13 protein-coding genes are annotated in these 26,416 nt (G+C 48.9%); all 13 read left to right on the top strand.

All coding sequences use genetic code 11. The features are described 5' to 3' along the window. Nucleotides 1-264: 264 nt before the first annotated feature. The 13 genes from ACYVF1_RS21355 (at nucleotide 265) to ACYVF1_RS21295 (ending at nucleotide 26,315) form a co-directional block, all read left to right on the top strand. Nucleotides 265-3,315, top strand: coding sequence for a SusC/RagA family TonB-linked outer membrane protein (locus ACYVF1_RS21355; RefSeq protein WP_461082649.1), 3,051 nt, complete (start codon nucleotides 265-267; stop codon nucleotides 3,313-3,315). 12 nt (nucleotides 3,316-3,327) lie between these two features. After that, nucleotides 3,328-4,824, top strand: a complete 1,497-nt coding sequence (locus ACYVF1_RS21350; RefSeq protein ID WP_461082647.1) for a RagB/SusD family nutrient uptake outer membrane protein — start codon at nucleotides 3,328-3,330, stop codon at nucleotides 4,822-4,824. A gap of 121 nt (nucleotides 4,825-4,945) precedes the next feature. After that, entirely contained in the window at nucleotides 4,946-7,303 is a 2,358-nt protein-coding gene (locus ACYVF1_RS21345; protein WP_461082645.1) for a DUF1549 domain-containing protein, read from the top strand. A gap of 59 nt (nucleotides 7,304-7,362) precedes the next feature. Beyond that, nucleotides 7,363-8,793, top strand: coding sequence for a DUF1501 domain-containing protein (locus tag ACYVF1_RS21340; RefSeq protein WP_461082643.1), 1,431 nt, complete (start codon nucleotides 7,363-7,365; stop codon nucleotides 8,791-8,793). Nucleotides 8,794-8,904: 111 nt separating this feature from the next. Next, nucleotides 8,905-11,250, top strand: a complete 2,346-nt coding sequence (locus ACYVF1_RS21335) for a PSD1 and planctomycete cytochrome C domain-containing protein (RefSeq protein WP_461082641.1) — start codon at nucleotides 8,905-8,907, stop codon at nucleotides 11,248-11,250. A 5-nt stretch (nucleotides 11,251-11,255) separates the two neighbouring features. Further along, nucleotides 11,256-12,710: a DUF1501 domain-containing protein gene (locus tag ACYVF1_RS21330; protein WP_461082639.1), complete on the top strand. Its 1,455-nt coding sequence runs from the start codon at nucleotides 11,256-11,258 to the stop codon at nucleotides 12,708-12,710. 101 nt (nucleotides 12,711-12,811) lie between these two features. Continuing rightward, nucleotides 12,812-14,986 (top strand): c-type cytochrome domain-containing protein, encoded by a 2,175-nt coding sequence (locus ACYVF1_RS21325; RefSeq protein WP_461082637.1) that lies wholly within the window; start codon nucleotides 12,812-12,814, stop codon nucleotides 14,984-14,986. A gap of 192 nt (nucleotides 14,987-15,178) precedes the next feature. Next, entirely contained in the window at nucleotides 15,179-18,385 is a 3,207-nt protein-coding gene (locus ACYVF1_RS21320) for a SusC/RagA family TonB-linked outer membrane protein (protein WP_461082635.1), read from the top strand. 51 nt (nucleotides 18,386-18,436) lie between these two features. Continuing rightward, nucleotides 18,437-19,948: a RagB/SusD family nutrient uptake outer membrane protein gene (locus ACYVF1_RS21315; protein WP_461082633.1), complete on the top strand. Its 1,512-nt coding sequence runs from the start codon at nucleotides 18,437-18,439 to the stop codon at nucleotides 19,946-19,948. Between the two features lie 421 nt (nucleotides 19,949-20,369). Then, nucleotides 20,370-23,048, top strand: a complete 2,679-nt coding sequence (locus ACYVF1_RS21310) for a c-type cytochrome (RefSeq protein ID WP_461082631.1) — start codon at nucleotides 20,370-20,372, stop codon at nucleotides 23,046-23,048. 79 nt (nucleotides 23,049-23,127) lie between these two features. Continuing rightward, nucleotides 23,128-23,901 carry a 3-keto-disaccharide hydrolase gene (locus ACYVF1_RS21305; RefSeq protein ID WP_461082629.1) on the top strand — a complete coding sequence of 258 codons (774 nt, stop codon included), beginning with the start codon at nucleotides 23,128-23,130 and terminating at the stop codon, nucleotides 23,899-23,901. Nucleotides 23,902-24,003: 102 nt separating this feature from the next. Then, the gene (locus ACYVF1_RS21300; protein ID WP_461082627.1) at nucleotides 24,004-25,065 is read left to right on the top strand and encodes an aldose 1-epimerase family protein; all 1,062 of its coding nucleotides are present in this window, start codon (nucleotides 24,004-24,006) and stop codon (nucleotides 25,063-25,065) included. A gap of 23 nt (nucleotides 25,066-25,088) precedes the next feature. Beyond that, nucleotides 25,089-26,315 (top strand): hypothetical protein, encoded by a 1,227-nt coding sequence (locus tag ACYVF1_RS21295; RefSeq protein ID WP_461082624.1) that lies wholly within the window; start codon nucleotides 25,089-25,091, stop codon nucleotides 26,313-26,315. Nucleotides 26,316-26,416: the final 101 nt, after the last annotated feature.

Below are 26,416 nucleotides of genomic sequence, written 5' to 3'. Positions count from 1 at the left end.
ATTCATAGAAAAAAATTGGTCAAATAAGCTTAAACATAGGAAAGTATGGGAAAGTTATCCACGCCAATCTGGTAATATTTGATTATCGGGTTGGCTTTTTCATAGACTTCCCTCTTCCTAACTCTTATCCAAATTTTTATGAACAAACTTTATCAATTCGCGACGTTAAGCGCACTAGCAAGTTGCTTAAACGTTTATGCACAACAACCAAGGCCCAATTTACAGGCATCTGGTGACCAAGTAATGGCTCGCTATGTTCCTAAAATGGAAAAACTCATTACGGTTGATGCGCCAGCCGATATTACCGTAACTGGAAAAGTAACTGACGATAAAGGTGTTACGTTACCTGGGGTAAGTGTTGTCATCAAAGGCTCTACTCAGGGAACCAATACAGATGGCAATGGCGCGTTCAGAATATCGGTTCCTAATGGAAACACGGTGCTGGTTTTCAGCTTCGTAGGCTACGTAAAACAGGAAATAACAGTCGGTAACCAAACCAACCTAACGGTTAGTTTAAGCCCGGACGATCAGACGTTGAATGAAGTTGTTGTTGTGGGGTACGGTTCGCAACGCAAACAGGATATTACGTCGGCCGTGTCGGTTATTAATATGCGCGACATTGGCGCACAGCCCGCCAACAACCCGAACCAGATTCTACAGGGACGGGCACCGGGCGTTGTAGTGAAGCAAAAAAGCGGTGCGCCGGGCGGTGTTTTTGAAGTACGTGTCCGGGGTATTGGCTCGCTGGGGGCTGGTAGTAACCCGCTCTACGTTATCGACGGTTTTGTTGTTGGTACGTCGGTGGGGCAAAACTTAAACCCGAACGATATTGAGAACGTAACGGTACTGAAAGATGCGGCTGCCACCGCTATTTACGGAGCACGCGGCTCCAACGGGGTTGTGCTGATAACAACCCGGCAGGCTAAGGAAGGGAAAGTAGCCGTCAATCTATCGTTCGACTATGGTGTGCAGAACGTACCGATGTCGCGACGGGTGAAAATGCTGAACGGGGTCGAATTCGCTCAGTTTAAAAAAGACATTTTCATGGACCAGATTCGGATTCTTCAGAACCGCGAGCCCTTGGAAAGCGAAGTGCCCGAAAATTATCGAAATCCGGCACAGACCAAATATTCGACGGATTGGTTCGACCTGATTATGCGTAAAAATGCACCGTATTCTGATTTGAACCTGAATATTTCGTCGGGTACGGGACCGCTCAAAGCGCTACTATCGGTTGGGTATTATAAAGAAGACGGTACAATTAAGACAACCAATTACGACCGTATTTCGGTACGTTCTAATCTGGGTGGTCAGGTCAACAAATTCATTAATGTCGGCTTAAACATCAACGGTACGTATACCCGTCAGAACTTAGCGAACACCGACGGACGTAGTGCGCTGGTTGGTGGCGCGTTGCTGATGGACCCTCGCGCTACGCCTTACAATCCGGATGGTTCGCTGATACCTTATATTAATGGCGTTGATGGCGTATTCGGTTTTCCGAACCCGCTCTACGTACTGGAGAACGTTTACCGGCGTCGGAACATCTCGGATCTGTTGACCAACGCTTTCGTGGAAGTTTCGTTCCTGCGGAATTTCAAGTTCAAAACGTCGGCGAACGTAAAACTCAATAACAATACGTATAAAGAATATGTACCATCGACTATCGGTCTGCCAGTAGCTTCAGGTACAGCCGGCGCTCCTCCCCGGATTGCCACTGAAACCGACAATACGGAAGAGCTAACGAACTACTCGCTCGACCAATTGCTGACGTATAAGCCCGATCTAGGCGTGAATCATAGTTTCGACGTATTATTGGGCTACACCTCTCAGCAGGAGAAGGTACGGGGCTTTACCGGCACTGGCAATACCTTTCCCGATGACCTGGTTCCGTTCCTGGGTTCGGCATCCATCCGGTCGTCTACGTCCTATGAGCTCGGTTGGTCATTGCTGGCCTTCATTGGTCGGGTCAATTACTCGTTTAAAGACAAGTATTTATTCTCTGCCTCTTATCGTCGGGAGGGCAGTTCGCGATTTGGAGCCAATAATAAATACGGTGATTTCCCGGCAGCGTCGGTAGGCTGGCGTATTACGGAAGAACCCTTTATGCCTAAAACTTCCTGGCTATCTGAATTAAAACTTCGGACAAGTTATGGCGTAACCGGTAATAACGATTTCCAGACGATTGGGAACTACCCCAGTCTCGCCTTCGTGAGCGCGAACAACTACATTCTGGGGAACGCTTTCTCGGCTGGTAAGGTCGTAAGTGCCTTTGCGAACCCAAACCTGAAATGGGAAAAATCAAATCAACTTGATGTCGGCCTTGATGTAGGCTTGTTTAACAATAAGTTGGTATTCAATATTGAGTATTATAATAAAATAACCAATGACATGTTACTGCCTGTTTCGATTCCGGCAGTTTCGGGCTTTACTACGGCGTTGGATAACATTGGTAAAGTGAAGAACGAAGGTCTTGAAATTGGCGGTGAATTCCGGACAAATTTTGGTCAGGTCAACTTCCGCACTAATGCGAATATCAGCTTCAACCGGAATAAAATTCTGGCCATTAAAGGCCCGAACGACGCACTGTACTACGGTAGTTTTTATGGGGGCTATAACGTACAGAAAGTGGGGCGCCCGGTTGGGATGATTTACGGATATAAGAAACTCGGCATTTTCAATACACAGGCCGAAATTGATGCCGCTCCCAAGCAGGACGGCGTAATTCCGGGTGGTATGAAGTTTCTGGATGCTACGGGCGATGGCGTAATTTCGTACGATACGCAGGACATGGTTGAAATCGGTAACCCAAACCCGGCCTTTACGTGGGCGTGGACCTTTGCCGGCGACTACAAAAATTTCGATTTCAACGTAATGTTCCTCGGTACGCAGGACTTCGACATCTACCGGAATATTGAAGCCTCAACGATGAATATGGACGGCGTATTCAACGTACTGGATAAAGCGAAAGACCGCTGGCGTTCGGCGTCGAATCCGGGTACAAACCCGAGCGACGTACACTCACAGGGCGGCACGAGTTACTTCAAATGGTCGCGGGAAAGCAGCGATCGCTACGTATACGATGGTAGCTACACCTGGCTGAAAACCATTACAATTGGCTATAATTTCCCAAAATTCAAATCGATTCTGAGCAATGCCCGAATTTTCGTAACGGGTAACAACCTGTTTATTTTCACAAAGTATCCGGGTAACAACCCCGATGCGGGCGTACGTAGCACCACTGAGCCGAACAATGACGATGAGTCATACCCAGTTCCAAGAACGATGGCTGCCGGAATCAAACTTAGCTTCTAATCGATACAGACAATGAAAAAGATAACACTTGCTTTCACCTTTTTTCTTTGCCTGACTCAGTTTTCATGCAAAGATGACTATCTGGTAACAACCGACCCTACCCGAATTGGTACAGACCTGTTCTATAAAAATGAAACACAGTTTCAGCAGGCCTTGAGCGGTGTTTACGGGTTACTACAAACGATAACGAACTCGGCCTATATTTTCCAGGAGTTCACATCGGATAACACTACACTCGATTTCAACCCGCTCGACCGAGGGGGGGCCGCCGGTTGGGAAGCATTCGAGTTTTCTACTGTTAATCAAGGCAATGGCGAAATTGCCAACATGTGGAACCTCTATTATCAGGCGCTCTACAATGACAATTATACATTGGAAAAACTGAGTAGCAGTACACTCGATGCAGCTACAAAAGCGCCCATCGAAGGCCAGTTAAAGTTTCTGAGAGCCTATTTTTATTTTCATCTGGTTCAGTACTTTGGCGACGTAGTGCTTACTACGTCAACACTAACTAACCCGAACCAGGCATTTGATCTGGTACGTTCTCCGCAGGCTGATGTCTGGAAACAGATTGAAAAAGACCTGACCGAAGCCATTGCGGCTTTGCCTGCTACGTATCCGGCGGCTCAGTTGGGCAGGGCCACCAAAGGAGCTGCTCTGGCCTTGCTGGGCAAAGTGTATCTGACGCAAAAGAAGTACGCCGAGGCTGTCACTACGTTGAAACAGGTTACGGGCTATTCGCTGAACGCGGTTTATTCCGACAATTTCAATCCAGCCAAAAAGAACGGCCCCGAATCAATTTTTGAAGTTCAGTATCAGGGTGGTAACGATTTAGGCGAGTGGAGTACGTTTGCCTACACATTTGCTCCCCGGTTGTCGGGTGCTGCCGTAACCGGATTTGCCAACACAACACCTGGCGGACGTAACATTCCGACCAACGACATGATTGCAGCCTACGAACCGGGCGATTTACGCAAAGATGCCTCGCTGAAAACCAGTTATACGCTCAATGGCACAGTGGTTCCTATTCCGTACGTCATCAAGTTTACGTATCCGCACACCATCACCGGACGTACTGATAATAACTGGCCGGTGCTTCGGTATGCCGACGTATTGCTAATGATGGCCGAAGCCATTAACGAGCAATCAGGACCAACAACGGAAGCACTTGGTTACGTGAATCAGGTTCGTAAACGGGCTGGACTGAAAGACCTGGCGATAACGGATAAAGCTGCCTTCAAAACAGCCGTTTTGCAGGAACGTCGTGTAGAATTAGCCTTCGAAAACCATCGCTGGTTCGACCTCAGACGGACCATGACACCCGCCGAACTGGCAGCTTATATGAATGCGAAGGGAGCGAAAGAAAAGGCAAAACCGACTGTAGATCGGGGAGGTATTGCGTTTAACGCGCAGGATTACGTTTACAGCGATTATGAATACTATTTACCGGTTCCAGCGCCCCAAATTTTGATCAATAATAAGCTCACACAAAACCCCGGATACCAATAAAATGGATTAAATAGTTCTTAATCAGGCACTTTTCAGCACGGATCGATGTTGTCTTAACTTAGATTCGTGCTGAAAAATCATATGAAAGTAATACGTCTACTGATAACAAATTCTTTTCGTAGTGACAATAATTGCAGAATCTTTTTGGCTTTGGCAGTTTTTAGGCCGCTTACACCCGCTCTTTGTTCATTTTCCGGTTAGCTTGCTTTGCATCGCTCTACTGCTGGAAGTCGCTGACTGGTACCGTAAATCGAATCAATTCAGAGTAGGCGTTACGGCGATGCTGTGGATTGGCACCGTCAGCGCCGTTGTTGCCGTTATTCTCGGATTAATACTCAAAAACGGGGAGGATTACGAAGGTAGCACGGTTACTATTCACCAGTGGTCGGGATTGGCTACAATGGTACTGGCTATTCTCACCGTACTGGCGTTACATTCCGGACGTGTCGCTGTTTACCGCAGCCTGCTCATTACAACGGTGTTGGGTGTTACGTTGGCAGGCCATTATGGTGCTTTACTTACCCACGGCGAAGATTACCTGACCAGCGTTTTGCCGGGTAATAAACCGAAAAGCCCCGAAGGTGGCGAAACCAATTTTGCTTTTGCCAGCGTCAACACAAGCCAGCCGCTCACCGACAAGCAGGTTCAGGACCTGAATCTGGAAGTTCGGGCGATTCTGGCGCACAACTGTTATAGCTGTCACAGCGCAACTAAAACCAAAGGCGAACTCAGGCTCGACAAAAAAGAGCTGATTTTTAAAGGCGGTGAGCACGGCGCAATTCTGAAGCCGGGCCATCCCGACGACAGTGAAATGATGCGTCGGATTATGCTTCCTGCCGATGATAAGGAAGCGATGCCAACCAAAGGTAAACGGCTCACCGAGAAAGAAGTAGCATTGCTGTCATTCTGGATAAAAGCGGGGGCACCCTGGCCGAGTGGCCCCGAGAAAAGTCTATACCGGGTAGCCGACCTGGCTCCACGCTTGCCCGATTTGCCGCCCGCTACAGCCGATATTACTAATCCGGTGGATCGACTGGTTAACGCGTATTTCCAGAAGAATAAAATTAATTGGAAGACGGTTGTCGACGACCGGACGTACCAGCGCCGGGTTTATCTGGACATTGTCGGACTGCTGCCGACGCCGAAACAAATTGACGATTTTGTAGCGGATAAACGTACTGACAAACGCGAAACGCTGGTTAAAAATCTGTTGAATCGAAATGAAGATTACGCCCAGCACTGGCTCACTTTCTGGAACGACGCGCTACGTAACGACTATACCGGAACAGGTTATATTACCGGTGGACGCTACGATATTACGAAATGGTTGTATGCGTCGCTGAAGAAGAATAAGCCGTATAACTGGTTTGTCCGCGAGTTGATTAGCCCTAACAAAGAATCGGAAGGATTTATCAAAGGCATCAAATGGCGGGGCACCATCAACTCAAGCCAACGTACTGAAATGCAGGCCGCTCAGAACGTAGCACAGGTCATGCTTGGCCTGAACCTCAAGTGCGCTTCCTGCCACGACAGCTTCATCAGCGACTGGAAACTGGACGATGCCTACGCCTTTGCTAATGTTTTCGCCGACACTACGTTAGAGATCCACCGCTGCGACAAACCAACAGGAAAAATGGCCGGTCGGCGGATTTTGTACAAAGAATTAGGGCAAATTGATATCGACGCGCCTACCGAAAAACGCCTTCGCGAACTGGCTGATTTTCTGGTACAGCCAAAAGATGGTCGGCTGTATCGTACGTTGGTGAACCGGGTCTGGGCGCAGTTGATGGGCCGGGGAATTGTGGAACCCGTCGACGTAATGGACAACGAGCCCTGGAGCCAGGATTTGCTGGATTGGCTGGCGTATGATTTCGTGCAGAACGGCTACGACATCAAGAAGCTGATTTATACCATCACTACGTCGAAAACGTATCAACTGCCTTCCGTAGGTATCAAGGATGCTGATTTAGTAACGGCTCCTACGTTTGTGTTCCAGGGTATGGTACGTCGGCGCCTGACTGCCGAGCAATTTGCTGATGCCGTAAGTCTGGCGTTTAATCCGATTTATCAGGATACGTCGCTGGTGAAAATGTTACCACCTACTATTCAAAAAGAGGTTCCGTTCTCGCGGGCATCGCTGGTGAAAAACGACCGATTCTTAACCGCTTTGGGCCGTCCGAATCGGGAAACGGTAAGTACCAGCCGTACGTCGCAAGCCAATTTGCTTCAAGCACTCGAACTAACCAACGGTACTACGTTCAACGAAGCGCTAAAACGCGGTGCTGAAATCTGGAAAGCGAAATACCCGACGTCGGACGTACTGGTGAAAGAGCTTTATCGAAAATCGCTGGGCCGCGACCCGCAACCAAAAGAAATAGCCGTGGCCGAGAAAATTCTGGGTAAAACGCCAAGTGTGGAAGGCATTCAGGATTTGGTTTGGGCAATGGCTATTCACCCTGAATTTCAATTGATTTATTAGATAATGCGCGGTTTCCCCTGCAATGGAAGCTCGCGCTACGTTAAACACATCGTAACGCTATGAATTATAAATGGAATCGGCGGGAATTTCTTCAAAAAACCAGCGCTGCTACGTTAGCGGCTCTGGCGGCTGGCGCTCCTGTTCCAAGTTTACTCTCAAGTTGTACAAGTAGTAAAGCCGGTCAACGTGGCACCGCCGATACGGTCATTCTGCTCTGGATGGCGGGTGGTATGGCCCACACCGAAACTTTTGACCCCAAACGATATACGCCTTTCGAGAAAGATATGGAGGGCAATCGGGTGCTTAGTACGTTCAAATCCATGCCGACAAAACTCGATGGCATCCACTTTTCGGAAGGGCTTCAGTCAATTGGAAACGTACTGGATCGGGGCACACTGATACGTTCCTACGTAGCGGCCGACATGGGTTTTATTCTACACTCGCGCCATCAGTACCATTGGCATACGTGTTACGAACCACCACAGACGGTTGCCGCTCCGCATATGGGCTCGTGGATTGCGAAAGAACTAGGACCGAAAAATCCGGTAATACCAGCGTTTATTGACATTGGTCAGCGATTTACGGTTGGTGAGGCAGAAGAATTAAAAGCATTCCACACGGCTGGTTTTCTGGGTAATGAATTCGGTCCGTTCTTCATTCCTGACCCTAGTCAGGGGCTGGAAAGTGTTCGTCCACCGATTGGCATGGATGCCCGCCGGTTTGAGCGAAGAAATCAACTCTACAATGAACTCATCAGCAACAGTCCCGTCGGTGAGTTTGGCAGCGATTACCAGAAGGAGTCACTACGTCGTTCGATGGAGCAGGCGTATCGGCTTTTAAATTCGCCGGAAGCGAAGGCGTTTGACCTAAGCACGGAGCCGAAGCATATCTATGAGCGCTATAACACCGGTCGTTTTGGGTTAGGGTGTCTATTGGCCCGTCGTCTGACGCAACAAGGCGCGCGTTTTATCAGCGTAACAACTGAATATGAACCCTTTAAAGGATGGGATACGCACGAGAATGGCCATACACGACTGGCCGATATGAAATGCCAGATTGATGGTCCTATTGCCCAATTGATATTAGATCTGGAAAAATCCGGCCATCTAGACCGGACGCTGATTGTGCTGGCCAGTGAATTCAGTCGTGATATGATGGTTGAAGGGCGGCCCGATGCGAAAGTAAAAGAGCAGGTAAAACAGCCTGAGATTCTATCCGATATGAAATTCTACGGCATGCACCGTCACTTTACGGACGGTTGTTCGATGCTGATGTTCGGCGGAGGTATCAAAAAAGGGTTTGTGTACGGGAAAACCGCTGATGAACGTCCCTGCAAAACCATCGAGAATCCGGTGCATATAGACGGTATCCACCAGACGATTTACCATGCACTGGGCATTGCTCCCGATACTCAGTATGAAGTAGAAAAACGGCCCTTTTATACAACACCCGACGGCAAAGGGAAAGCCGTTATGGATTTGCTAGCATAAAGGCAGAGGAGTTCTAAGGTTATAGGGTTGTAAAGTTGTTGTGAATGTGTTCGCCCCGGCGTGGAATCGCAACTTTATAACTATACAACTCCCTCATGATCAACATTTCATATGCAAAAAAACCTTCTTTATCTAACTCTATCACTGGCTACCCTCGTCTGGTACGGTCAATCCTGCACGACTCATTCGTCGAATCAGGCGGAGGAAGAGGCCTTGCCCGACCAAATCAGCTATAACTTCGACATTCGGCCTATTTTGTCGGATAAGTGTCTGGCCTGTCATGGGCCCGATGCCAACAAACGTAAAGCTGGTCTACGGCTCGATGATCCTGAAAGTGCATTCAACGTACTGAAGGAGCATCCGGGAGCGCACGCTTTGGTGGCTGGAAAACCTGAATTATCGGAAGTATTTCTCCGGATTTCGTCGCAGGATACGTCGGCGCTGATGCCACCCATTAATTCGGGGCTGAAACTTAACGCTCGCGAAATCAATCTGATTGAGAAGTGGATTAAGCAGGGCGCTACGTATGAGAAACACTGGGCGTTCGTCGCTCCGAAAAAGCCAGAACTACCCGAAATCGACAATGAAGATTGGCCGAAGAATGAAATCGATCATTTCATTCTGGCAAAGCAGGAGCAGAAAGGGTTATCGCCCAATGAAGAAGCGGATAAAGAACGTCTGCTACGTCGGGTAAGCCTGGACCTGACGGGTTTGCCCCCCAGCCTGGAACTCATGGAGCAGTTCATGGCTGATAACAGCGATAACGCTTATGAGAAAGCAGTCGACCAATTGATGAAAAATCCGGCGTATGGCGAGAAAATGGCGGTTCACTGGCTTGATATAGCGCGTTACGCGGATTCGCATGGATACCAGGATGATGGCTACCGCACACAATGGCCCTGGCGCGACTGGGTGATTCATGCCTACAACACCAATATGCATTACAACGATTTCGTTACGTGGCAGTTGGCGGGCGACTTCCTGAAAAGTCCGAACGGCTGGAGCGGCCCCGGCACGGCATCAAAAGAGCAAATGCTGGCAACCGGTTTTAACCGAAATCACAAAATTACCGAAGAAGGCGGGGTTATTCCCGAAGAGTACCGGATTGGCTACGTAACAGATAGGACGGATTTATTTGGGAAAGGACTACTCGGCGTCACGATGGAGTGCGCACACTGCCATGATCACAAATACGACCCTTTTTCCCAGAAAGAATATTACCGGTTGTTTGCTTTTTTTAACAACGTAAAGGAAATCGGCATCGAATCCGTCATTGGCGGACCTGATACGTATGCCAAGAAGCCGCTGATGCAAATCTGCGATGAAGACATAAAGGACATTCTGTCGTTTGTCAATAAGCGGGATACCAATAAATTAATCGTCTCGGTCATGGCCGACCTGGACACTACGCGGAAAACTTTTCTGCTGAAACGAGGGGCTTATGATGCGCCCGGCGATGAAGTACAACCCGGTACGCCCAGCTCGATTCTGCCGTTTAACGAAAGCTATCCTAAAAACCGACTTGGCCTGACGAAGTGGATGTTCGACCCGAAAAACCCACTGACGGCGCGCGTTTACGTCAATCAGTTGTGGCAACAGTTTTTTGGAAAAGGAATTGTAAAAACCGCTGGCGATTTCGGGATGCAGGGCGAACTACCCACACATCCTGAACTACTTGATTGGCTAGCTGTCGATTTTAGAGAGCATGGCTGGGATATTAAGCGGCTGGTGAAGCAGATGGTCACCTCTGCTACGTATCGACAATCGGCTGTTATCACGCCCGAAAAACTTCAGGCTGACCCTGATAACAAATACCTGGCTCGTGGGCCACGTTACCGGGTTGATGCTGAATTCGTGCGCGATTTAGTCCTTAGCAGCAGCGGATTATTAAACCGACAAATCGGTGGACCAAGCGTCAAACCGTATCAGCCGCCCGGTTTGTGGGAAGGTGCTACGTCGGGGCGGGGGCTGCTGTCGATGTACGTGCAGGACCACGGAGACAAATTGTACCGTCGGGGAATGTATACGCTTATTAAACGCACCGTTCCGCCCCCGTCGATGGCCATTTTCGATGCCAGCAACCGCGATCTGTGTGAGGTTAGACGACTAAAAACCAATACGCCCCTACAAGCGCTTATCATGCTCAACGACCCAACCGTATTGGAAGCATCACGCGTGCTGGCCGCCAAGCTCCTGGAAGAAAAAACAGGCATTGACGATAAGATTAGCAAAGCGTTCAGACTGATTGTGAGCCGAAAGCCTAAGGAGAAGGAAGTGTCGGTATTGAGCGCTTACTACGATAAAGAGCTGAAAGAATTGAATAAAATGAGCGCAGACAAGGCACTGGCCGTTGGCGAATACCCCATCCCGAAACAAATCGATAAGGTTCAACTGGCTGCTCTGATGCGCATTGTCTCAACCATTTATAATCTCGAAGAAACAATCACCAAGTCCTGAACGCTATGGAGAAGGAAATCTTAGAACACGGGCTGAATTTTAACCGGCGTCGCTTTCTGTCCCGCCTGAGTTTGGGCTTGGGCAGTGCCGCCTTGGGGTCGTTGCTGATCCCCGATTTGTTCGGTGGTAGTAGTGCCGATGACGAAACCTTTACTCCCGGTATGCCGCACTTTGCCCCAAAGGCGAAACGGGTAATCTACCTGTTTCAAAATGGTGCACCGTCGCAGCAGGAACTATTTGACTACAAGCCGAAACTACGGGAAATGTGGGGGCAAGAAATTCCGTCGTCCGTTCGGGGAACCCAACGCCTGACCGGTATGACAGCTAACCAAAAAGAGTTTCCGCTGGTTGGCTCCTTCGTTGATTTCAAGCAGTATGGTCAATCAAGGGCTTGGGTAAGTGATCTGATGCCGTATACGGCGAAAGTGGTGGACGATTTATGCATTGTTAAATCAATGTACACCGAAGCCATCAACCACGACCCGGCACTTACATTTCTGCAAACAGGTTCGCAGCAGGGCAACCGACCGAGTATGGGTTCCTGGTTGAGTTACGGATTGGGTAACGAAAACAAGAACCTACCCAATTTTACGGTGCTGCTATCTCGCGGAATCGGTAATGGGCAGGGCGTGTATTCTAAACTGTGGTCGAATGGGTTTCTGGATTCGATTCACCAGGGTGTTCAGTTCAGCAAAGGCGAAGACCCCGTTCTTTACCTCCGCGACCCTGAAGGTATGGATCGGAAAGCTCGTCGGGATATGCTTGATAATCTGGCACAACTGAACGAATTGGGTTACCAGGAGTTCGGTGATCCGGAAATTATGGCTAAAGTGAAGCAGTACGAAATGGCCTACCGCATGCAGACCGCCGTACCCGAAGTGATGGATTTGTCGAAAGAGCCCGATGACATTATCAAGCTCTACGGACCTGACTGTCTGGTTCCTGGTACGTTTGCCGCCAACTGCCTGCTGGCCCGCAAGCTGTCAGAAAACGGAGTCCGGTTTGTGCAATTATATCACCAAGGCTGGGATCAGCACGGCAACCTGCCTTTCGAAATTGCCAAGCAGGCCAAAGACGTAGATCAGGCGTCGGCAGCTTTGGTTACTGACCTCAAACAACGCGGTTTACTGGATGAAACGCTGGTGATTTGGGGAGGAGAATTTGGACGTACCAGCTATACACAGGGCAAACTGACCAAAGAAAATTATGGTCGCGACCACCATCCGCGTTGCTTCACCATCTGGATGGCGGGCGGGGGTATCAAACCCGGCATCGTGTATGGAGAAACCGACGAATTTGGCTACAACGTAGCGAGTAACCCCGTACACGTTCATGACTTTCAGGCAACAGTACTGAATCAGCTTGGGCTTAATCATGAGAAGCTGATTTTCAAACATCTGGGACGTCGATACCGCTTGACCGACGTATCAGGCAAAGTGGTGCACGATATTATTGCTTAAATAATCAAGGCATACCACGTAGCATTTTTTGTCATGATTTGTTCCTCAGCATGACAAAAAATGCTACGTAGCAAAAATTGTAAATTTCAGTCAGTTGTCAGATGCAGAAGAAGTTAGTCAATGTAGCGGAACAGTGCCTGTTTGCGTCGGCAGTGTTTATTCTGTTTTTGCTGGTATTTGAGAATAGAATAGCAATACCTGTCTGGCTGCAACCCATTGGACGAATGCATCCGCTGCTGCTGCATTTTCCTATTACGTTGTTGCTATTAGCCGTGCTAATGGAAGCCTTTCGGTTTTATAAGGCTTACGCAGGCAACGACTCCTACCGAGTTTTTTCAAGAAATCTATTGCTCGTCGGGACGTTACTGGCGGCCATTACGGTCATAATGGGCCTGTTTTTGGCGAAAGAGGATGGCTATACGGGCTCGGTCGTTCAATGGCATAAATGGATGGGAGCCGCTACGTTCTTTCTGGGAGCGCTGCTTTATTGGGCACAGCCCAAACGCTGGTATTCACGGACGGTCGCCCAACTGGGTTCGGTGGTTTTGGGAGTTATTTTACTTGGGGCGGGACATTATGGGGCCACCATTACGCACGGCGCTGATTTCGTACTGGCTCCGTTAACCAAAAATCAGCCTTCGGAACCGGTTGATATTCAACAAGCGGTGGTTTTTAACGATGTCATCAAACCCATTTTTGAGCAAAAGTGCACCAGTTGCCATAATCCTGATAAACTAAAAGGCGAACTGGCCCTGAACGACCCTGAAGCCATTCGCAAAGGTGGTAAAAGCGGGGCTTTATTCGTAGCCGGTAAGCCTGAAATCAGCTTACTACTCCGACGTATACATTTGCCAGTAGACGAGAATAAACACATGCCGCCGTCGGGTAAGGCCCAGCTTACTTCAACCGAAATAAAATTGCTGGCGCTTTGGGTAAAAGGCCGAGCTGAGTTCAATAAAAAAGTAGTCGATCTACCAGCTACCGATTCGCTACGTATGCTGGCCACTACGTTGTTCGAGCCCAAAGAGGCAACGGAGGCTGTATTCGCTTTCGATGCCGCCGACGAAGAAACAATTCAGGAATTAAGTAACGATTACCGGACCATTGCGCCCCTCTCCAAAAATTCACCCGCGTTATCGGTCAATCTGTATAACAAAGGGACGTATTCGCCCGAAAAACTGCAGGAGCTTAGCCCTATCAAAAGTCAGGTCGTTTCTCTGAACCTGAATAAAATGCCTGTTCATGACGCTGACCTGAAACATATCAGCCAGTTTGAAAATCTGCAAAAACTCGACATAAACTTTACGGACATCACGGGTAAAGAATTGGACAAGCTTGCTACGTTGCAGCATCTGGAAAGTTTGGCGCTGTCTGGCACTCAAGTAAAATTTGCGGATTTAAAAAATCAGATTGCTACGTTCAAAAATCTGAAAACGGTTGCCCTTTGGGAAACTGGTCTCACCGATGCCGAAATCAGTCAGTTGCAGAAAAGGTATCCGCGTATCCAGTTTATTGCCGGATTCAACGGCGACAAGAGCGAACCGATACGGTTGAATCCACCTCAATTACAAAATTCGCCCATCTTCTCGCAATCAACGATTATACAGTTGAGGCACCCGGTCAAAGGCGTAACGATACGTTATACCACTGATGGGACTGACCCCGACAGTATCAAGTCGCCCCTGATGGACAACAAGATGGCCATTACAGGTAGCAAATCCATTAAAGCAAAGGCATACAAAGAAGGGTGGATAAGTAGCCCTGTTGCTACGTTCGATTATTATAAAAACTCCTACAAGCCTGATAGTTCCACATTATTACTGCCACTCAGTCCGGTGCACCAGGCCGAAGGGGTGAAGTCATTCTTTGATCACAAGCTGGGTACGTTTAATGCCAATAGCCCGGCCTGGGCAAACAACTGGCTGGGCGTACGCAAGAATGATATGGTGCTGGTATCGGAGTTTAAAAAGCCCATTAGTGTTACGTCGGTTGAATTACGGACAATGATTGAACCGGAAACGAGCATCTTTCCGCCATCGCTGATTGAGGTGTGGGGAGGTAACAGTCGTGACAGAATGCAGCTACTTGGGACTGCTCAACCTACTATGCCAACAAATAATAAAAATCCGATTCTAAAAGCGATAGGCTGCACCTTCAAACCTCATACAGTATCTTATCTAAAAATTATTGCTAAACCACTTGAGAAGCTACCAGAATGGCATTCAAATAAAGGAAATCGGGCGCTTCTGTTAGTCGATGAGATATTTATAAACTAATTTCTATTTATAAGCGACAAAGGGATTTATACGGCGAAATTAATATTAAAAATTCCAAGAAAATTAGTCAAATAATACCAAAATTGGGTAGGTATAGGAAAGTTGAGGGAGCAAAGCTGGTAATATTTGGCTACTCTTTTGGCTTTTTGTAAGCCTATTCATTAGTGCCATCCTATCTATAAATCCTAAATCATGAAAAGACTCTATCAGTTAGCAGCGCTGAGTTTACTGACAGGCTTATCACCTGCCTATGCTCAGGAACTTAAATCAATTCTGCAGAAAGAGAGTAAGGGGGAGAGTGGTCAATTACTGGCCAAACATGTAGTTAAACCGGGGCTGGCGTTGGGACTTAATGCTCTGGCAGATATTCCCATCTCAGGGAAAGTTGTTGATGAAAAAGGAAGCGGACTGCCCGGTGTGAGCGTCGTTATCAAAGGAACCACTCAAGGAACAACAACCGATCCTTCAGGCAGTTTCCGAATCACGGTACCCGGTGCCAGTTCAACCTTGGTATTCAGCTTTGTAGGGTACTCAAGCAAGGAAGTGGTTGTGGGCAATCAGACAAATCTATCCGTTACGATATCGCCCGATGATCAGACGTTGAACGAGGTAGTAGTTGTAGGTTACGGTAGCCAGCTGAAGAAGGAAATTACGGGGGCCGTACAGACCGTAAGTGCCGCAGAAATTAAAGATTTACCGGTTTCGCAGATTGGTCAGAAACTACAGGGCCGCCTGGCGGGTGTGCAGATCAACCAGACGACTGGTAAGCCAGGTCAGGGGATCAGCATTCGTATTCGCGGTCAGGTGTCGGTTTCGGCTGGTTCTAACCCGCTCTACGTTATCGACGGTTTCCCGATTACAGGTGATATCGCTCAGCTTAACCCCGACGAGATCGAAGACCTTTCTATCCTGAAAGATGCCGCTTCTACGTCGTTGTACGGTTCGCGGGCGGCCAATGGCGTTGTACTGATTACCACTAAAAAAGGAAAGCCGGGCCAGACCAACATCAGCTTCAGCGCTTATCGGGGTACCCAGACGGTGCCGATGAAAGGCCGGGTAAAAATGCTGGACGCGGTGCAGTTTGCCCAATTCAAGAAAGAGTATTACGAAGATCAGAATCAGCCTGTTCCGGTTGAGTTCCAGAATCCTGCGCAGTACGAAGGCAAAAACAACGACTGGTACAATGCCGTACTCCGCGACGCGCCCATTGAGAGCTATAACCTGAGCGTATCGAACAATACGGGCAAGGCCAATACGTCGCTGGTAGCTGGCATTTTCCACCAGGAAGGTGTTGTCATTAACAACAAATACAAACGCTATTCGCTACGTCTGAATTCGAACTACAATTTGTCAGATCGGATAACGGTCGGTTTCAACGTAGCGCCTTCGTACGTCTATGACAATACGCCACGTACCGACGGCGACCGGGGAACGGGTATCCTGTTTAACGCGCTGCATACCTGGCCGGTGATGCCGATTCGTGATGCCAATGGTGAATTGACTAAAGTCAATACGTTCCCAGGCAGCACCGGTAACATTTTCCAGTATCCAAACTGGGTACGGGCCGCCAACGAGCTGACCAACGAAACCAAGAATACGAACTTACTGGCCAACGCTTATGTACAGTACCGGCCGATTTCGGGATTGTCGCTACGTTCGACGATGAACATCGAATATCAAAACTCGAAATTCTTCTTCTTTAACCCGTCGACGGCGACCAGCGCTATTAACGTACCGATTCCAACCACGGCCGTTTCGATTCGTCAAGGCCTGGAAAATACCTCGTGGCTGAACGAAAACCTGGCTACGTATACGCGTAGTTTTGGCGATCACAACTTCGAACTGTTGGCTGGCTTTACCAATCAGTGGTACCGCCAGGAGTTTTTCCGTATTCAGGCTGATACGTATGCTGATGACCGGCTACCAACCATTCAGGGTGCGCTCAACATCAACCGGGGCGGTACCCAAAATGGTATTAACCAATGGACGTTGTCTTCGTACCTGTCTCGTCTGACGTATAATTACAAAGGTAAATACCTGTTTACGGCGGCTATCCGGGCTGATGGTTCATCTCGTTTCGGTGCTAACAACCAGTTCGGTACGTTCCCATCGGCTTCGGTTGGCTGGGTAATTTCGGACGAAGATTTCATGAAAACCGTTTTGCCGGTTTCGTTTGCCAAACTACGTGCCAGCTATGGTGTAATTGGTAACAACAACATCGGTAACTATACCTCTTACGCGTTGGTAAACAACACAACCAACGCTGTTTTTGGTGGTAACGTAGCAACGGGTGCTGTCGTAACCTCGCTGGCTAACCCAAATCTGGGCTGGGAAACAACGAAGCAATTTGACATGGGCTTGGATTTAGGCTTGTTTAACGACCGGATTCAGTTCATCTACGATTTCTACTCGAAACGTACCACGAACCTGCTCTACGCCGTACAGATTCCGCAGGAATCAGGCTTTACGAACTTCAACGATAATATCGGTGAAATCAAATTCTGGGGTCATGAATTCTCGCTGACGACCAAAAACACGGTAGGCAAACTAAAGTGGACGACGAATGCCAACATCTCGTTCAACCGCAACCAGGTTGTTGCGCTGGCTCCGGGTATCGACCGCGTGTATGGTTCGTTCCACATCACGCAGGTTGGTCAGCCGTTCGGTCAGTTCTATGGTTTGGTGAAGCAAGGCTATTACATGAGTGCTGAAGAACTCAAAAGCTCGCCCATCATTCCGGGTCGTTCGGCTATCGGTACGATCAAATTTAAGGATGTCAACGGCGACGGTGTCATTACGAACGGTGGTGATGCTGATGACCGGACGATCATTGGTAGCCCATTCCCGAAATTCACCTATGGTATCACGAACGACTTGAAATACGGCAACTTCGATTTTTCGATTTCAGGCTCTGGTTCGTATGGCAACCAACTGTGGGTACGTCACCTGTATAGCACCGCTAACCTGGATGCCGTGTTCAACATGGTTGAAGGTGTAAAAGACCGTTTCCGGGTTAAAAACGATGCAAACGGTGTTGCCACAACGGTTATCACGCCGGGCGCTGGTCAGTTTGGCGCCACTAACAACGGTGGTAACTTCACCGGTATCGAGCGCGACTGGAACAGTACCCAATTTCTGGCGGATGCGTCGTTCTTCACCATTAAAAACATAACGCTGGGTTACACGTTCGGCGCGCTGAACAAGTTCTTCAAATCGGCTCGTGTGTATGCTTCGGCGCAACAGGTGTACGTTTTCACGAAATATTGGGGTGGTCCTAACCCGGAAACCAGCGCACAGGGCGATGGTAACGGTGATGGTGGTAACCTGAGCCAGGGTGTCGATTTCTCGAGCTATCCTGTTCCACGTACCTACACGCTAGGTGTTAACTTTAACTTCTAAGCAAACAGGTTCGTCAAACTTATTTTTTCACATTCTTACTTCGCTAAAAGAATGAAAATAAAATATATAGCAGCCTGCTTTCTGGGAGTTCTCCTGAGCGGTTGCGGCAAAAGTTTTCTAACCGTAGTGCCCGAAACAGCGTTGAGTTCGGCTACGTTCTTCAAAACTGAATCAGATTTCCAGCAGGCTGTCAATGGCGCATACGTACCGTTCCGGCAGATGTACAACGAACGGGCATGGGTTCTGGAGGAGATGCACTCCGATAATACATATTACGCCCGTAATACGTTGTACGGCGCGGTTGACCCAACCGAGAACGTAGCAGACTTTGCTGTTCCAACGGCGGGTGGCGTTACTGCCAACGATAACGTACTGGTTCAATACCGGTTAAACTACGTAATCATTGCCCGGGCCAATCAGATTCTGTCGCTGATCGACGGTGTTACGTTCGCAAGTCCCGACAACAAGAACAACCAGAAAGGTCAGGCGCTGTTCCTGAGAGCATTCGCTTACTTTGATCTCGTTCGGTTATTTGGTAAGGTGCCCTTGCACTTAACGCCAATCACGGGACGTAATGACGCAGCCGCTCCGCTATCGTCGACCGAGGAGATTTACGCGCAAATCGAAAAAGATGCTACGGAAGCGAGCAAACTGTTACCGAACAAGGCCAAACAGGAAGCTGGGCGTGCTACGTCGGGAGCGGCTAAAACGTTGTTGGCCAACCTGTATCTGACTCAAAAAAAATGGGCACAGGTCGAAACGCTGGTGAAAGACGTAATAACCAACGATGGTTATATGCTGATGCCTGACTACAACAACGCGTTCTCGTTTACCAGCACGAACAAGAACAATCAGGAGTCGGTATTTGAGATTCAGTACATGGAAGGTTCGGCAGGCTACAACGGCAACCAGATTTACCGCTTCCTGCCTTCTCCAATTACCGCTACTGAGATAGCGCCGATTGTTGGTGTGTCGAATCCACAGCCTACGTCGCAGGAAAGCAATAATATTCCGACACCGGATCTTATTGCAGCTTACGAACCAGGCGATAAACGGAAAGACATCTCGATTGGCTACGTTACGTTGAGCCAGAGCCTGCGCGAAAACAAAACCTATCCGTACATCAAGAAGTACGCTCGCACGCACTCACTGAACCAGAATACCGGTCAGAACTGGCCTGTTTATCGTTACGCTGAAGTGCTGCTATTTATGGCGGAAGCGTTGAACGAGCAGGGCAAAACAGCCGATGCCGCTACGTATTTGAATCAGGTACGTACCCGTGCTGGCCTGGCCGCTACTACTGCTGCGTCGCAGGCTACGATGCGGGAAGCTATCTTCAAAGAGCGCCGTGTTGAACTGGCCTTCGAAAACAAGCGCTGGTTCGATTTGACACGTACCGGTCGTGTGAAAGAGATCATTGGCGCGTATGGCGCTAAAGTGAAGGCGAATCCACAGGATTATTACTTCCCGAAAGGAGCCGTTCCGCCACCAAACGCGTTCACAGTACTTGATGATTACTACGGTCTGCCTGCTGTTGAAGCCGCTCTGACACCAAGCTTCTAAACAATACGTCCGGAGGTACCGGAGTCCTGCACTTCGGTACCTCTTTTTTTACTTTAAACTGAATACGTAACGCTTTTCAACACGCTTACACTACGTTATCCAACCGCCAAAACCTTAAGCTGATCGTTCAAATTTCGCTTCTCAATAAACGTAATGATTGCTCGCGATTTAAGCTGTTTATACACAGTTCAATAACAGACAAACGCTACGTAGTAATCACCAAGACATTTAAATCCAGTCAAATTCGTTATTGATTTTAGAATGAATATGCTGGTAGAGTACCCCAGTATTCAGGCAAAAAAGCAGTAGAGTACACCCTAGTGCTGCCTCTTAGTAAAGAATAGCAACCTAACAATTGACATAGGCCAGTTACTAAAAAGTGACAGCCAACATATTTTCAACCCTTTTTCTACGAAATGCTATGAAATTCAGACTCAACAAGGCTAAGCTCGGGCTCGCGGCTTCGGCACTCGTTCTGGTCGGAGCTTCCTGGGTTAGCCTGCGTTACTCGGAAAACGACCGACAGGGCGCAGAAAATCCCAAAGTCGACAAGCTAAAATTACAGCCCGGATTCAAAGCGGAACATCTCTACAGTCCATCGGAAAACAAAGAAGGTTCGTGGGTATCGATGACCTTCGATGACAAAGGTCGTATGATTTGTTCTGACCAGTATGGAGGCCTCTTCCGCCTGAAAATACCCGCTATTGGTTCTGGTTCAACCGCACCAACCATCGAGAAACTCGTTATTGCCAAGGACACGAGCGTTGGTATGGGCTATGCACAGGGTCTGTTGTATGCCTTTAACAGCCTGTATGTCATGGTGAATAACCGGGCAAACAAGCAGTTCAACAAAGGAAGTGGTCTGTACCGCTTGCAGGATACCGATGGCGACGACCAGTTCGACAAGGTGACCATGATGAAAGAGTTCAAGGGCGAAGGGGAGCATGGTCCGCACAGCATTGTGTTGTCGCCCGACAAGAAATCGATTTACCTCATCTGCGGGAACCACACCGACGTACCGCAGATGGACGCTTACCGCCTTCCTTCGAACTGGAAAGAAGACAACCTGTTCCCGCTCATTAAAGACCCACGCGGCCACGCCAACGACCGGATGGCTCCCGGTGGCTGGATTGCGAATATCGACCCGGAAGGCAAAAAATGGGAACTCGTCGGTGCCGGTTTCCGCAATGCGTTCGACATCGCGTTCAACGAAGCGGGTGATATGTTCACGTACGATTCGGACATGGAGTGGGATTTTGGTCTGCCCTGGTATCGTCCAACCCGTATTTGCCACGTACCGAGTGGCGCTGAATTTGGCTGGCGTACGGGTGATAGCAAATGGCTGCCCGGCAATCCAGACAACCTACCCGCCATTGTGAACATTGGTCAGGGCTCGCCTACGAACGTATTTTATGGAGCAAATGCCAAGTTTCCGCAAAAATATCGTCAGTCGATTTATGCGTTTGACTGGAGCTTCGGGATTATGTACTCCATTCACCTCAAGCCCAAGGGCGCTTCGTATGAGGGCATCCGGGAGGAATTTATTTCCGGCTCTCCCCTACCGCTTACGGATGGAGCGATTGGTCCCGACGGAGCAATTTACTTCCTGACGGGTGGCCGCCGACTGGAGTCTGATCTATACCGGGTTTATTACACGGGTAATGACACAGCACCAGCGCCAGTTCCTGCGGAAACCGCTGAACACAAACTACGTATGAGCCTGGAGAAATTCCACGGCGAACCAAATTCGGCTGCTTTGGCGGCTGCCTGGCCGAACCTGAATCACCCTGATCGTTTTGTTCGGTACGCTGCCCGCATTGCCGTTGAGCATCAGCCAGTTGCTCAGTGGCAGGACAAAGCCGTTGCGGAAACTGATCCTGTTCGCGCAACACAGGCCATTGTGGCATTAGCTCGTCAGGGAAGCGCCGACATGAAAAGCAAAGCCATCAATACGTTGCTGAAAATCAACTTCGCGGGCTTGTCGGAGTCGCAGCAGTTCGATGTGCTACGTGCTTATGAGTTGATTTTCCTGCGAATGGGCGCACCCGATGCTGGTGATAAGGAGAAAATTATCGCGGCACTGAATCCGAAATTCCCAGCCAAAGCGGCTCTTCTCAACCGTGGACTGAGCAAAGTACTCATCTATCTGGAAGCGCCAGGCGTAGTTAATAAAACGCTGGCCCAGATGGATCTGAAAGAGGAACCAGGCATGAAGGCGCTCGACTTAGATCCAACTACGGCTTCGAACGACCTGATTCTGCGTAACCCACAGTATGGTATGGACATTGCCAAAATGCTGGCGAAAGTACCACCCCTCCAGCAAACGTATTATGCCGTGATGCTGAGCCGCGCCGATGCAGGCTGGACACCCGAAACCCGCACTAAGTACTTTACCTGGTTCGGTAATGCGTTTAAGTACGAAGGTGGTCGCAGCTACGTTGGTTTCATCGACCGGGCGCGCAAACTGGCTCTGGCACACGTACCGAAAGATCAGTTCGACAAATTCAACAAAATGTCTGGTGCTGACATCCTGACCAGCTCAGGTAATGACCTTGTCAAGACGGATTATACGCCCAAAGGCCCAGGTCGTCGCTGGATGCTGGAGAATGCAGTGGCAGCCGTTGATACGGGCAAAACAGCGCCGAATTTTGATACAGGTAAGAAAATATACGCGGCCGTTTTGTGCAGCAGTTGCCATAGCATGCAGGGTTCGGGCGGTGACATCGGCCCTGATTTGACGCAGCTTGGTACTCGCTTCTCGAATAAAGACATTCTGGAAGCCATTATTGAGCCAAGCAAAACCGTATCAGATCAGTACGCTTCGACCATTTTCTACCTGAAAAATGGACAATCAGTTGTCGGTCGGTTGGTGAATGAAGATAAAGTTAACTACTCGATTTCGCAGAATCCCTTCGCAGCTAATGAGGTACGTAAAATTCCGAAGAAAGACGTAACGTCGAAACGGTATTCTTACGAATCGATTATGTTCCCTGGCCTGATCAATAGCCTGAATCCTCAGGAACTCAGAGACTTAATGGCTTACCTCAAGTCGGGTGGCAATCAGAATAACGACGTTTATAAATCGAGCGGGGGTAAATAAGTTTTAGTCATTATCACTACGTTGTCATTTGTAACAGTTGGCAACGTAGTGAGAAAACAAACCAACCATGCTGACACACATGAAGAGTCAATTTTTGCCTAAAGCCCTTGTCGTAGCAGCCATTTTGACGGGTATCGCCGGAACAACCTGCTTTGGCCAGTCAAAAAAGCCAGACAAAGAAGGCTACGTTTCTATTTTCGACGGAAAAACGCTGGACGGTTGGGACGGTGACCCAAATTACTGGCGGGTTGAGGATGGCAATCTGGTAGGCGAAATCACACCAGACAAACTACTGAAAACCAATTCGTTCATCATCTGGAAAGGTGGCGAACCGGGCGATTTTGAACTAAAAGGTGAGTTTAAGATTGCCGAAGCGGGTAACTCCGGTATCAACTACCGCAGCGACCGGCTCACCGACGTACCATTCGCGCTACGTGGCTACCAGGCCGATATCGACGGTAAGAATCGCTATACAGGCCAGAACTACGAAGAACGTAAACGTACTACGTTGGCGTATCGTGGACAGAAAACAACCATCACTCCGTACAGTGGTCCAAACACTCCAGAAGCGATACGTTCCGGAGTAAAAAGTAACGCCTGGACCGGTCTGAACGTAACGGGTTCGCTGGGTAGCTCCGACTCACTAAAGACTTTTATTAAAAGCGAAGACTGGAATACGTTTCACCTGGTCATTAAAGGCAATCACTTACAGCACTTCATCAACGACGTACTGATGAGCGATGTTACTGACAATGATACAGTTAATGGAAAATCAACAGGCTTACTCGGTGTGCAGGTACACGTAGGTCCGCCCATGAAAGTTCAGTATCGCAATCTGAGAATCAAGCAATAATGAAGGCCCCGACAGGCTCCGACTGTCGGAGTCGCGACAGCGACTAAACTAGTAGCTACAACCAACAGCCGGAGCCTGTCGGGGCCTTCATTATTCATTCTTTTGGCATCACAACCCTGGCATAACAAAATCTCGAATACAGCCCAGCTTGGGGGCATTGAAACCTCAATACTGGATAACGGAAGCGGACGAGGCACGCGTATTGCCTGGATAAATACTGGTACCGGACTCCGCTACAAACTGGTGCTGGACCGGGCGATGGACATTTTCGACGCTTTTTATAATGAGCATAGTCTGGCCTGGTTGAGTCATACTGGTATCATAACCCCAGAGCCGTTCTCTGACAAAGGTGCTGACTGGCTTCGCACGTTTGGCGGTGGCTTACTGACAACCTGCGGCCTCTCGCACGTGGGCGGTCCTGAACAGGACGAATACGGACAGCGAGGTTTGCACGGGAAAATCAGCAATATACCAGCCGAAATCGAATCCATTATTCAGCCTGACCCGGTCATGGGAAAGCTGGACATGAGCATTACGGGACGTATTAAAGAGACGACTATTTTCGGCCCTCGGCTGGAATTGAAACGTACCATTTCGGGCACCCTTGGGCAACCCGTTATCCGCATTCACGACGAAGTGACGAATCGGGGTAATACGTCGGCTCCGCACATGCTGCTGTATCATTTCAACTACGGCTGGCCGCTGGTCGATGAAGGAACCGATATCGTTTGGCAGGGCAAGTGGGAAGCGCGTCCGGGTGGTATCAGCGAACGTATTTTTCGTGACGGCGGTACGTTCAAAAAATGTCCGGCTCCACTGGAAGATCATAATGGAACGGGCGAAGCTGCCGCTAACATCGACGTAACGCCCGACAGTTCAGGACTATGTACAGTTGGATTGCATAACGCAAAATTGGGCGTAGCACTGGCGCTACGTTTCCAGAAAGCGCAATTGCCCTGGTTTGTAAACTGGCAGCATTGGGGCAACGGTGAATACGTAACGGGTCTCGAACCCGCCACCAATCCGCTCATCGGACAGGCTAAAGCTCGTGAGCAAAACGAATTGCTGTTTCTGAAACCGGGTGAATCTCGGTCGTATGATCTGGAAATCGAAATCCTGAATACGGAAGCGGCAATCCAGGAATTTTTGAAAAATAATGTTTGAGCTGAAGTAATACAATCGAGTTTATGGAAACAACCGCATCAGTGAGCTTGGCCGCAAAGGCATTAGAACAGGGAAAAGGAATTGTACGGCTAACACCGACCTGGGTTCCACGGTCGTTCTGCGTACCGGGCCGACGTATCAAACTGCACCCTGACGATTACTACGTATTAGGTGGTGAACGTGGTGGCATCGACGAACGCTGGTTCTCTTCGACCACACCCGCCAAAAACGGCCCTCTGACGGGCGAAAATGAAGGCCTAAGCCATATTATCTATAAAGATGAAGACGGAACAGAATCCCTGTTTCTGCTGAAAGACGCCATCGATGAACTGAAAGGCGAAATCATTGGCGACCGTCTATGGGATGAGTACCAAAGCTGGCCAATGTATTCCAAGTTTTTCGATAATATGGGTCCATTGCCGCACCACCTGCACCATAACGACGAACAGGCTGCGCTGATCGGTCAGTTAGGCAAACCCGAAGCGTATTATTTCCCACCTCAGGTGAACAACCACGGCGGTGATTTTCCTTATACGTTTATTGGTATTGCGCCCGGTACGTCGAAAGAAACAATTAAAGAGTGCCTGAAAAACTTCACCAAAGGCGATAACAAAATCACGAATTATTCGTCGGCTTACCGGCTTGAACCGGGCACGGGTTGGGACGTACCACCGGGACTGCTTCACGCGCCGGGTAGTTTGTGTACGTATGAGCCGCAAAAGGCTTCTGATGTATTCGCTATGTACCAATCGTTGGTGAACGAAGCGATTATCCCCGAAGAATTGCTCTGGAACGGTACGCCCAAAGACCGGATTGGCGACTACGAACAGCTGATGGAAGCCATCGATTGGGACTTGAATACCGATCCTGAAATGATGGCCAATCGCTTTATGGCACCGCTCCCCGTCAGTGATGAAGAAGAAATGAAAGCTAGTGGTTATCGCGAAGTGTGGGTTTGCTACAAATCGGATGCGTTCAGCGCCAAAGAATTAACCGTGCAACCCGGTCAGACGGTGACCATCGTAGACAATGCCGCTTACGGTCTGATCATGATGCAGGGTCACGGCAAAATGGGCGTTTGGGACATCGAAACCCCAACTATGATTCGGTACGGCCAACTGACCAACGACGAATTCTTCGTCAGTGAAAAAGCGGCCAAAGAAGGCGTTATAATCGCCAACCACTCCACCACCGACCCAATCGTAATGCTCAAGCACTTCGGCCCAGCCAATCCTGATTTAAAGTTATAAAGTTTTAGAGTTATAGGGTTGTAAAGTTGGCTTGCGCGTCAGACCTGGCGTGGAATCGCAACTCTACAACTTTATAACCTTACAACTTTGTAACTTCCCTA

The organism is Spirosoma flavus (genome assembly GCF_054778555.1).
This window is presented reverse-complemented; position numbering and strand designations above follow the sequence as displayed.